This is a genomic window from Pseudomonas sp. c313 (assembly GCF_055407145.1).
The window spans coordinates 853,358-864,518 of the sequence record NZ_JBUZRD010000003.1 but is presented as its reverse complement, the minus strand read 5'-3'; the positions used below and the strand labels follow the sequence as shown (position 1 = coordinate 864,518).

Below are 11,161 nucleotides of genomic sequence, written 5' to 3'. Positions count from 1 at the left end.
CTACAACTGGATACGGCCTCATCAATTTAATGGCGGGCTAACGCCGGCTCAGGCCGAGAAAAAACTTAACGTCGTGTCCGGGATTAGTTGACCACTACAATCCTCTGCTTCGACAAGGATGACCAGCCGATGGGTTACATGCTGCGATAATGATCCTGAGTACCGCGGCGCAGTGCTAGAACAGTCTCCTTAGCAATCAATCCTACATAGGGGGCATACCCAAATGCCGATCAGTTAAGCGAAATCCATGTGGGGGCGAGCTTGCTCACTCCCACAGATTTAGTACTTTTACTGACAGGCATTAGGGAATACCCCCACCTATTGACTTCACTTCAGTGTTTATTTTTGGGCAAAGTACAAATCGTGCTCATGAAGCTTCGCAGACGTGGCTTATGCCAGTTGTCAGCTGCGAACATGGCCGGCAAGACCACTCGGCCGCGTCGGCGTGTCTTGGCGCCCTTTACCTGGACGTCCCGCACCCCCGCCCCGAGCGTCAGCTTTTGCCCTGGGGTCAGCCGTGGTTTTTCAGATACGCCTTCATTCCTTCGTCTGCCTCAGCCCGGTAGGTGGAAACCTTGCTCAAGTCGGCTTCCGCCAACGCCGATTTCAGCGCTTCGACGTCTAGATTCCGACAATAAGCCGGCGTGCCAGGGTGCTGGCGCCAGGAATCGGAAAGATCGCCTGCATCGATCCCGTCAAAACCGATCTGATCGACCAGCTGGATAACGCGGCGCCTCTCATCGATGTCGTCACCCGCGACGGAAAGGGCTATCCGCTCCTCAGCCCCAGCCGCCGCAGTTTCGGCGACCAGACTCGCAGCGACGATGTTGTTGAACGCCTTGACCACGCGATGTCCGATGACGTTCGATACCCATACGCTGTCGGGAACGCCACCTTCGATCTCCACAATCAGGCCGTCGCGCGCCGGGTAATAGTTTCCGGTGTCGATGACGACGGCCTTCGATTTAGATAGGACGTCGATCGGCAGATTGGGGACTGCCGCCTGCGGAACGGTGATCACAACGATATCCTGTGCACCTGCAGCTTCCTCGGCGGTTACTGCCTTCGCACCCGTCTTGGCTGCGATTTCCGCAAGCGAGGAAGGTCCGCGCGAGTTCGCGATGGAGACGCTATGCCCGCGCGAGACGAAGTGGCGAGCCAAGGCGCTGCCGATGTTACCAGTTCCAATGATGCCAATTTTCATGAATTAAGCCTCACTAATCCTATGTCTTGCACCGATTCTAGAGCGCTGATGTGATAATAGTAAGTACCCACCAAAAGGTGGGTAACACACTATTGAGAAAGAAATGGAACGGGACTGGAATTGCGGTGATCCGCAAAGTCGTCGGGGTTGGGCTGAGGCAACGACCGAGACTCTTCGCGTGCTGGAGGGGAAGTGGAAGATCATCATCCTGTGCCAGCTTTTCGCCGCGAAGGGAGCGCTTAGGTTTTCGGATATAGAGAAGCTGATCGAAGGGCTCAATCAGAAGATGCTGATTCAACAGCTCAAGCAGCTAGAGAAGGACGGCATCGTGCTGCGGACGGTGTACCCGCAAGTGCCCCCTAAAGTGGAGTACCAGCTCACGGATATCGGCCACGCACTCGGGCCATCAATACAGGCTTTGATAGAATGGACCGAAATGAGACGCGACCACGCCTGAGCGCAACCGTGCTTCGGAGCACTCACACGCCTAAGCATCCGGCGCTCTCGACTGTCGAGGCGTGATCGCCGGACGCTTACGGTGCCCTACCCAGCAGTAGGATGCATTAGACAGAAGACCAGCTTCAGCATTTCCCAAGAAAGCCTTTACATCCAATCCACTCACAAGGCCAGTCCCGACAACAGCAATCAGCGCTTGCTCCAGTGCAACTTCGCGATCACTAATCATTACATTACCTTGATCCAGCTCCATCCCAAGCTATGCACTAATACGTCTCTCACACACAATGAGCAATTACCCCCCTGTCGCATTCGATCACCTACGGCGCAGCAAACACAATGTCGACTCTTCACAGAGTCAACGCGCAGACACTCTGGAGCGAACAGATCGACGGCATTGATCTCGGGGATGCGCTCCAGGCTCGGTCCGGCAAACTGGCGCAGGATGGTGGTCTCGTATAGAGACTATTCCATCGCTGGATCGCTGTAACCGAACCAGTTCTGCATCAGATGAACGCGCAGCATCGCCATCAGCGGATACGCCGGACGACCACCATCACCCTTCAGGTAACCCGCGCCACTTGCGCAGGAGGATCCACCATGAAAAACAGCGTGATTGGAATGGACATTACGAAGCTGGTGTTCCAACTGCACACCGTTAATCGGAGCAGCGGAGCCATCAAGCGCATCAAACTACGGCGTGCGGAAGTCCTGCCGTTCTTTGCGAACTATCCGACCAGCTTGGTGGCCATAGAAGCCTGCGGCAGTTAGACCATGAGGTGCGCTTACTGGCCCCGCGCTCGGTTCGGCCCTTTGTGCTCCGAAACAAGACCGATGCGGCTGACGCCCAAGCCATCTGGACAGCCGTGCAGCAGCCTGGTGCATGCACGGCCGCGATCAAGCATCCTGATCAACAGGCGATCCTCTCGTTGCATCGTCTTCGCGCCCAACTGCTGAATTTTCTCATCATGCAAAGCAATGCGTTGCGCGGTTTGTTCTATGAGTTCGGCATAGTTTTGCCAGAGGGTTACGCCACGCTGGTCAAGGATATGCCGGATGCTTTTGTGCAAGCCGAGAACCAGGTGCCCGAGCTGCTGCTAGAGAGTCTGCGTGAGCAGTGGCAACGCGTGCTCAGGCTGCCCTACACCAGCGCCCATCTGGAGGGCGCCCAGTCAGAAAAGATCATCCCTTCGTGGCACAGCGTCCAGGAAACACCAGAGGCAATCCTCGAGATTCGCCGCATTCTCCATCAACATCTACTCGAGAAGAACGCACCATGAAGCGCTCGCATCCAATACTGCGGCTGGCGGCGAGACTGATACTCTGCCCGGCCTTCCTACTAGTCACTGCCTGGGGAGCTCTCGCCCTGCTCTTCCGGCTGGACTTGCCAGCCCCTATGGGTAATGCCCTGATCGTATTCTGGTGCGTACTCGGCTGCGGCCTACTGGCTCTATTGTGGCTACGCCCGCCGTTGTGGGCGCTAACCGGTCAGGTGCTAGCATTCGCCACCCTACTGAGCTGGTGGCATACCCTACAACCTTCCAACTTGCGCACCTGGGCCGACGACGTTGCACACATGACCCAAGGCCAAGTGATCGACGAACGCTTGCAGCTGGATAATGTGCGTAATTTCCGCTGGCGCAGCGACCAGGACTATGACATCAGTTGGGAACGTCGGGACTATGACTTGCGCCATCTTCAATCCGTCGACCTGCTGACCTCTTATTGGGGTATGCCGGCCATTGCCCACATCCTAGTCTCCTTCGGATTTGAGGATGGTCGGCAACTAGTCTTCACAGTGGAGACCCGCAAGGAAAAAGGCGAGACATACTCAATGCTTGGTGGCTTCTTCAAGGAATACGAGCTCAGCATCGTGGCTGCCGACGAGCTGGATGCTGTACGGGTACGGACCAACGTGCGTGACGAAGACATCTACCTGTACCGCATCGACATGCCTCAGCCAGTCATGCGTGAGCTCTTGCTGACCTACGTGAAACAGGCTAATACCCTGGTAGAGCGACCACGCTTCTACAACACTCTGACTGCCAACTGCACGACCATCGTATTCGACATGGCCCAAAGCATCATTGGCGGACTACCCGTCGATCAGCGCCTACTATTAACGGGTTACCTACCAGGCTATGTGCATGATGTCGGCGGCCTACAGAAAGGGTATAGCCTGGGCGAATTGCGCAACCGAGGACGTATCACCGAACGTGCTAAACAGGCGGATGACGCACCTGACTTCTCCCTGAGGATCCGTCAGGGTGTGCCGGTTGGATAATAGCAACCAAGACCCATAACAATTGATGACTGAAAACCCAGCCAGCCGGACCACAACCTGACCCACAAGCTTAAGGAGGCACTGGAACCGGCTCGGAGTGCTTGCGCTGGGGCACATCGTAGTTAATCGTCCGGGCCAGCCTAACGCTGACAGAACAGGGCTAATGGTCTTTCAAAACGTCGCCTTGACCTGTAACCCTACCGCCAACGCATTACCCCTTTTCGTGCCAAAGAACGCACCAGGCTCAATGTAGTACTGCAGGTCGGGACGCAGCAGCAGCCAGGGTGTGACTTGAGCGCCATAGTTGAGCTCCAGCATCTGCTCTGCATTGTCCAGGCCCGCGACCATGTTGTATTCGCCCGGGTTGCTTGCAGCCGCTTCCTGCACCTCTCGCGTGCGCGAGTTAAGCACTGCACGGCCATAGCCAAACGAGATGGAGTCTTTCGGGCGACTCGCAAAAGGCTTTTGCTTGACCAGTCCTACCGAATACCAGCGGCGCATCGGCGAGGTTGCTGCATTGCTGGTGGCCGCCTGACCAAAGAGGCGCAGCACGCTTTCAGGGTCTTGCTCATCTTTCCAGATTGCCTGGTCCATTAGCACATAGGCGCCTGTGCGGTTGCTGCTTTTTTCCGTGCTGCCAATTTTGGGAGCATCGGAGGTGTCGTAGTACCAACCCACCTTGTACTGGCCATCAAGAAAATCGTCGCTATTGAAGATCGCCTCCAGGGGCAAAATTGCACCGGTGGTGCCGTTGCTGGGCATGGAGAAGGCTTTGGAGGAGCGCATGTTGTACTCCGGGTTGACCTGGAATACAGCCGTTTGCAGCGTCAATGATGGGTTGACGTTGTAGCGCAACTCACCCCCCCAATGTGCCGTCGGATAGTTGCCCCAGCCACTGCCGCTGCCCATGGTCAATGGATGCGCACAGAAGCCGGCGCTGACAAAGTTGGCCAGGATTGGCATGCCGCCAAAGTCGGTGCCCATTACCATAAAGCCGACCTTGGTCGACAGGTCTGGCGAGAACAGATTGCGTTGATAGCTGAACTCGGTCAGGCGGGTGTACTGGCCACCGTAGTTCTCCTGCGCTGAAAGGCGATTGCCGAGCAAGTCTTCCGTGGCGCTGTGACCGCGACGATCATTGACGATGATCTGCATTACCCCCGCATCAGGCGTGTCCAGCAGTTTGCTCAGATCTAACTGGGCGCCGATGCGAATTTGTTGGGCGTAGCGAGTGCCGCGTTTGATCCCACCGTGCAGGTTGGAAATGGTTTCAGAACTGTAGTCCCCCGTGAGCTTGACCCCCGCGTCGGCCAGTTTCTGGCGTTCGCCCCCCCAGTCGCCGGTGAGTGTCGAACGACTCATCAGATCGGAGGCGTCAGCCTGTGCTGAGGACAGAGGCAAGATGCATAGCGACAGACCGCTGCACAGGCTGCTGGTCAGCAGTGCGCGGAAAGAAAAAGACATCCCAGATGTGCTCCGTTTCAAAGATGTGGGTGCTGCAAAAATAATCCCCGTAAACGGAGATTATTTTTCAACAACGTCAGCCGAGGAGTTACTTGCTAACGCTGTCGGGCAGCGCGTAGGCGATGATGTAGTCGCCCACATCCGGCGAATGGCTCATGCCACCGGCGGAGATGACCACGTACTGTTTGCCTGTGGCGGGTGACTTATAGATCAACGGAGCCGCCACTGCGCCAACCGGCAGGCGCGCTTTCCACACCTCTTTACCTGTTGCCGAATCGAGCGCCCGCAGGTAGTAGTCCTGGGTACCGGCGAAGAACACCAGGCCGGACGCGGTTGAGGTTGGGCCGCCGAGTGTCGGCATACCCAGAGGGATCGGCATCTTCGTCTTGATACCCAGAGGCCCGGTGTCCTGGACGGTTCCCAGTGGAACCTGCCAGACCAACTTCTGCGTGTTCAGATCGATAGCGCTCATGCTGCCGAAAGGCGGGTTGTTGCATGGCACGCCCAGCGGCGACTGCAGAATGTCGATTCTGATCCCACCATAGATACCGGCAACTTGCGGACGAATTGTGCCCATGAAGCCTGGCACTTCATCAGTCGAAACTTTGAATTTCTTGGTGTTCTCCTTGGTAACCAAGGACATTCGCAGCGGCACACGCATGTCATTGACGAACATCATGCCGGTGTTTTCGTCGATGGAAATGCCGCCCCAGTTCATGCCACCCAACAAGCCAGGCCATTCGATGTATGGCTTTTCAGTTGGCGGCGTGAAGGGTCCAACGTAGACCGAGTCCTTGAACATGATTCGGCAATAGAGTTGGTCGAAGGTACTCACACCCCACATGGACTTTTCAGTCAGGGGCTCGGCACCAATGACCGGCATGCCAACCGAGTACGGCTGCGTAGGCGAGAGGTGCTCGCCTTCTGCCGCCGGCGAGGTGGGTACCGGGCGCTCCTGAACTTCGGTAACCGGCTTGCCGGTACGCCGGTCCAGCACAAAGATATGACCCGTTTTGGTGGTCTGGATCAGGACCGGGGTTTTCTCGCCCTGGGCGTTCTTCATGTCATAAAGAACAGGCTGCGAAGGCAGATCATAGTCCCACACATCGTGGTGAACGATCTGGTAAACCCATTTGGCCTTACCTGTCGAAGCGTCGACGGCGACGACTGCCGAGCCGTACTTTTCCTTGGCCTGGTTACGATCACCACCCCAATAGTCGGGTGGACCGTTGCCGGTAGGCAGATAGACCAGGTTCAACGCTTTATCGTAGGTAGGAATCGTCCATACGTTCGGCGTTTCGAGCGAGAACTGATGATCGGCGGCGGCAGCATCCGTGTGCTCAGGCGCGCCTACATCCCAGGCCCACACCAACGCACCTGTGAGCACGTCGAAGGCCCGGACAGCACCAGAAGGCTCGTTTGCGACAATATCGCGTACCCAGCCACCCACGACAGTCAGGTGGCCCATGACCACCGGCAGCGAGGTTGGGTGATAGCGCTTGCTGTTCTCTGTCGGGCCCATGCCTCTCTTGAGGTCGACATAACCGTTGTCACCAAAGCTTGGACACAGTTCGCCGGTATGGGCATCGAGCGCTAACAAACGAGCATCCACCGACGACACCAGAATGCGCTGACGGCATTGCTGGTCATTGCTGTACGAGGCTTTGACCTCGGCCGTGAGACTGTCGTCCTTGTCGATATCGTAGTAACCGACGCCGCGACAGGTCACGTGCTCTTCACTTTTGGCATGCGGATCGAACTTCCAGATCGGCTTGCCTGTATCACCATCGAGCGCAGTAATCAGGTTTTCCGGGGTGCAGGAGTACAGAACACTGCCAATTTGCAGTGGGGTGTTTTCGTCCACACCCGCGCCCGCGCCAGTGGTTCTGCGACCTGTTCTGTAAGTCCAGGCAACCTGCAGCTCATTGACGTTTGCCGGAGTGATTTGCGTGTAGGGTGCAAACCGGGTGCCCGACGCATTACGGCCAAAGAACTCCCAGTTTTCCGGGGCCGATTGGGACGCCTTGGAAGCAGGCGCAGCCGTCGTTGCCACTGGGTTGGAGATGGCACCATGCGGAAAAAACGCCGCAACAAATGTCGCGATCAGTCCCAGGAACACGGCAAAACCAAAACGATTAGCCAAACGCTGCGTGCGCAAGGAAGTACCAGCAAGCGCTGCACTTACCCACAGACTAAGCGTGAGGATAACGGCCGGAACGACCAGGCGCGGAAGCAGTTGCCAATAACTGAACTGGCGCACTTCGTAAAAAGCCCAGACACACGTTGCCAGGAATATAACCACAGAAAGTGCAAGGCCAAGTCGCTTGCGAAGTAGATAAAGTGCAGCCAACAGCAAATAAGCCAGGCCTGCTATCAAGTAATAACTTGATCCGCCCAAGGCAAGCAATTTGATCCCGCCGTAGATCAATGCAAGCGCCACGATAAAAGCCAGCAAGGAAAACAGCACCCTTGCGACGTCACTGATTGAGCGTCTTCCCGTGTGGGAAAGATTGTCGTCCGTCATATGTAAATATGCCTATTGGTGAATAAAGAACGGCTCCCAAAGAAGGTGAGCAAATCGGCCGAATGATTGGACCGCCCTGTATTTGGCTACGCGTGGTTAGTTCAAAGTCCCTATGCACTACCCTGCCGAAGCAAGTAAGCACGGAAGATCAGTGGTGCCGAGTGTCGCCAATACGTTTTTGGTCCGCAGGTACTGCCGTTTTTAGCCGCAACCCGGCAGTTTGAAAGCGAAGCGCCACCGAGTTCATTGTGCAATGATAGCGCCAGCGAAACCTGTATCAGTTAGTGCTGTGCAGAAGCGGCAGAATGCTGGGGGGTAGTTTATCGCGATGTTTTTTTCGGATATGCCCAAAAGTTTGTAAAACAACTTTGACAAAACAGTAACAATCGAAAGCTATTTTCAACCACCAAATGCACGATCGATATTTTTGCAGAATTGATACTCGGGCTTGCACCTCACTTGGGCATCAGTCTGGCCGATCTTTACATCGTTCGAGGACGATCTCGAAGAACGTATTGAGGATACGTTGTAAGCGCTACGCGCGCAGGCAGACGAAGGTTTCAGTGAAGCGGACTTCACAACGGCTGATTGGCAACGCCCGTACTGAGAGATCAAAACTAAGCTCCGTAGCCGACTCCACACCTAAATCAATCTCGAAGGCAACCGTCTCACGCGCCGCTTCGCGCCCTTCCACTTCGGTTACTTTGCGAATACACAGACCAGTTCGCGCCGCCTGCTCCAGGGTCTAGCGGGTGACCAGACCCTGTTCACGCAGTACCAAGTGTATATCTGCCAGATCGCTAAGACGTATCAACCCACATCCGCTCCTTGGCTTTATTGCTGCAGGACGGTGTCTTCATACTCAGCGCAGCAGCTACGTGGCTCAAATCAGTTGCTTGATGGTTTCTATCTGCTGAACCGATTGCATTACTTCCCCAGCTTTGGGAACCAGTGGAGATACGTCAGTGAGCGGGATGCCGGTTGTAAACCGTCGATGCCAGCTGAGTCTGACAGTAACTACTAGACGGCGCCGTGGGTGCGCTGGTCATTTCGAACACGCTGAGACAGCCTGTCAATGTATCGAGCGTGCCCGACAGAGCGATCACTTGGGACCCTGCGGTAGCGGCGACCAAGGTAACGGACTGCAGGGGGAGGTCGGCAGATGAAGCATGTAAATCCGTGAACCCGGTGATTTCATGAGTACCGGATTGCGCAACAATGCTGCCGAAAACTAAGCCAAGCCGACTGTCGCGAACCGCATCCACCCGCAACGTGAGACTGCTGCCAGCAGCCAACCACCGACCCACGAGGGCATTTTCCGCTGTTTCGTGGTGGCGATTGAGCAACTGATCGAACGCTGGGGCTGGCACTCGTTTATACGTCAGTTTATCGAGGTAGGTTCCCACCCCTGCCACGCTGGGAAAATCGCTTGAGGCCACCAGAGCGTGCGCCAACACCATGACTTCCTCTCCATTTTGATAGCTGATCTGGCCGCACAAGGCAGAACCCCAATGCCAGCTTGGGTCTGGGAGTGCATCATCGATGGCGTGCCAGCAAATAGACAAGGCCAGCGGTTGGCCTAGCGAGGGTGTCGCGGCACATCCGACCTGTATGCCGAGCACTTCATAAGTACCTGTTGAGCCAGTCGACGACTGATAGGTGCCCCTTAGCCGGTCATCCTCATTCACTAACGTCATGATCGAGCCGTATTCGTTTACCCAGGTGCCTGCAGCAGACATGCATTTCTCCTTGAATGTGGGAGGGTCGCTACCGCTGGCAGCGACCCGGAAAGATTGCCCTGAGCACAATCAATGCAGCGGTTTACCCTCGGTCTCAGGGATCAACAGCGCCAGTAAGACACTTGCCAGCATGAAGCCGTTTATCAGCGTGGTAGTCATGTTGAAGGAGGTGCCGAGGGCCACCATCACCCCGATCAGGCTTGGCGCCAGGATGTTGGCCAGCCGCTGAGAGAACACCGCCCAGCTGTAGCCCAGCAGTCGCAGGCGGGTGGGATACAGCTCTCCGATCCAGGTGTCCCACACCCCCCAGGCGCCCATGCTGAAAAACGCCAGCGCAAAATTGCTGATATAGAGCATTTCCAGCGTCTGGGCATTGGCGAAGCCATACCCCGCCAGCACCGCAGCACCGATGAAAGACACCACGACCTTTTTGCGACCTAGGCGGCTGGTGAGAAAGGACGCCACCATGTAGCCGGGGATCATGCACAGCGCCGAGAACGCAATGAATCCATAGCTTTGCGGCAAGCTCAACCCGCGCTGCTGGAGCAACGTCGGCAACCAGGTCTGCAGCCCCCAGTAACCCCAGGCAAAGGTGAAGTTGACCGCGATTTGCAGCAGGCTGACTTTGCCCATGCCCCCAGCGAATATTTCTCGGTGCGTGCCCCGCAACGTTTTTTCGACCGCCAGCTCGTATCCCTTGGGCAACTGGATCGCCCCTCGACTGAGCCTGGCGATGACCGCGCGCGCCTCGGCCTGGCGGCCCACCGAAGCCAGCCAGTAAGGCGACTCTGGCACCCAGTAGGCGACTGCAATGGCCCACAAGCTGCCCAATGAACTGACGGCAATGATGGTGCGCCAACCCAGCGGCATCAGCCACACCGTTGCGCCCAAGGCCAGTAGCACACCAATCGGCCAACCTGAGGCCAGGTACACCGTACAGGCGCCGCGTACTTTGACAGGCAATAGCTCTTCGAAATGCGCAAAGGTCACCACCAGCATCCCGACGGCGGCCACCCCACTGAGTAACCGCAGCAGATAGAACACCGCATAATTGGGGGCAAAGGCGCTGATCAGGGAAATGACTCCATACGCCAGCATGCTCAAGATAATCGAACGCTTGCGCCCCAGTCGCTCGGAGAGCTTGCCCCATACCAGCGAGCCAACCAGCATGCCGACAAAAATGGCGCCGATGAGGTTTCCGATCGCCAGTGAGTCAAGTTGAAAATCCTTGCCGATCAAAGGCGCTGTGTAGACGATGATCATCATCTCCCAGGCTTCAATGGCGAACACAAAGAACAATCCCAGGCAGCTTTTCAGGTGCTCCCGGGTCAGCGGGAAATTCTCGAACACCTGGCCGACGGTCAATCCCCGTTGAGGGTTTACCTCGTTAGTGGTCGTGGAGTCTGTAGCAGTAGCTGACGATAGTTGGCTCATGAACGGTCATCCTAGAAAGCGGCAGAGCCGGCAGTTGGCCAAGCTCTGCTCGCGGT

The 11,161-nt window shown here is 56.4% G+C and carries 7 protein-coding genes and 2 pseudogenes; 3 read left to right on the top strand and 6 right to left on the bottom strand.

All coding sequences use genetic code 11. The features are described 5' to 3' along the window. Window positions 1-511: 511 nt before the first annotated feature. Window positions 512-1,204 carry an NADPH-dependent F420 reductase gene (locus tag ACZRKZ_RS13540; RefSeq protein WP_463981818.1) on the bottom strand — a complete coding sequence of 231 codons (693 nt, stop codon included), beginning with the start codon at window positions 1,202-1,204 and terminating at the stop codon, window positions 512-514. A 103-nt stretch (window positions 1,205-1,307) separates the two neighbouring features. On the opposite strand from ACZRKZ_RS13540, the gene ACZRKZ_RS13535 reads away from it, so the two are divergent. Continuing rightward, window positions 1,308-1,661: a winged helix-turn-helix transcriptional regulator gene (locus ACZRKZ_RS13535; RefSeq protein ID WP_463981817.1), complete on the top strand. Its 354-nt coding sequence runs from the start codon at window positions 1,308-1,310 to the stop codon at window positions 1,659-1,661. A gap of 401 nt (window positions 1,662-2,062) precedes the next feature. Here ACZRKZ_RS13535 and ACZRKZ_RS13530 read toward each other — a convergent pair. Beyond that, a pseudogene (locus ACZRKZ_RS13530) lies at window positions 2,063-2,230 on the bottom strand (transposase); the annotation flags it as partial. Between the two features lie 30 nt (window positions 2,231-2,260). Here ACZRKZ_RS13530 and ACZRKZ_RS13525 point away from each other — a divergent pair. Next, a pseudogene (locus ACZRKZ_RS13525) lies at window positions 2,261-2,799 on the top strand (transposase); the annotation flags it as partial. 257 nt (window positions 2,800-3,056) lie between these two features. Continuing rightward, a complete protein-coding gene (locus ACZRKZ_RS13520; RefSeq protein WP_463981816.1) occupies window positions 3,057-3,944 on the top strand; it encodes an Lnb N-terminal periplasmic domain-containing protein in 888 nt (295 codons plus the stop codon). Between the two features lie 171 nt (window positions 3,945-4,115). Here the strand turns inward: ACZRKZ_RS13520 and ACZRKZ_RS13515 are convergent, their stop codons facing one another. From ACZRKZ_RS13515 to ACZRKZ_RS13500, 4 genes are all read right to left on the bottom strand, one after another. Continuing rightward, a complete protein-coding gene (locus ACZRKZ_RS13515) occupies window positions 4,116-5,408 on the bottom strand; it encodes a carbohydrate porin (protein ID WP_193077810.1) in 1,293 nt (430 codons plus the stop codon). Between the two features lie 88 nt (window positions 5,409-5,496). Further along, a complete protein-coding gene (locus tag ACZRKZ_RS13510; RefSeq protein WP_426208772.1) occupies window positions 5,497-7,932 on the bottom strand; it encodes a membrane-bound PQQ-dependent dehydrogenase, glucose/quinate/shikimate family in 2,436 nt (811 codons plus the stop codon). A gap of 962 nt (window positions 7,933-8,894) precedes the next feature. Then, the gene (locus tag ACZRKZ_RS13505; protein WP_193077812.1) at window positions 8,895-9,671 is read right to left on the bottom strand and encodes an avidin/streptavidin family protein; all 777 of its coding nucleotides are present in this window, start codon (window positions 9,669-9,671) and stop codon (window positions 8,895-8,897) included. Window positions 9,672-9,740: 69 nt separating this feature from the next. Then, the gene (locus tag ACZRKZ_RS13500; RefSeq protein ID WP_193077813.1) at window positions 9,741-11,105 is read right to left on the bottom strand and encodes an MFS transporter; all 1,365 of its coding nucleotides are present in this window, start codon (window positions 11,103-11,105) and stop codon (window positions 9,741-9,743) included. Window positions 11,106-11,161: the final 56 nt, after the last annotated feature.

Coding starts and splice junctions, on each gene's coding strand:
- ACZRKZ_RS13540 (WP_463981818.1), bottom strand. CDS start 1,204: ATGAAAATTGGCATCATTGGAACTGGTAACATCGGCAGCGCCTTGGCT.
- ACZRKZ_RS13535 (WP_463981817.1), top strand. CDS start 1,308: ATGGAACGGGACTGGAATTGCGGTGATCCGCAAAGTCGTCGGGGTTGG.
- ACZRKZ_RS13520 (WP_463981816.1), top strand. CDS start 3,057: ATGGGTAATGCCCTGATCGTATTCTGGTGCGTACTCGGCTGCGGCCTA.
- ACZRKZ_RS13515 (WP_193077810.1), bottom strand. CDS start 5,408: ATGTCTTTTTCTTTCCGCGCACTGCTGACCAGCAGCCTGTGCAGCGGT.
- ACZRKZ_RS13510 (WP_426208772.1), bottom strand. CDS start 7,932: ATGACGGACGACAATCTTTCCCACACGGGAAGACGCTCAATCAGTGAC.
- ACZRKZ_RS13505 (WP_193077812.1), bottom strand. CDS start 9,671: ATGTCTGCTGCAGGCACCTGGGTAAACGAATACGGCTCGATCATGACG.
- ACZRKZ_RS13500 (WP_193077813.1), bottom strand. CDS start 11,105: ATGAGCCAACTATCGTCAGCTACTGCTACAGACTCCACGACCACTAAC.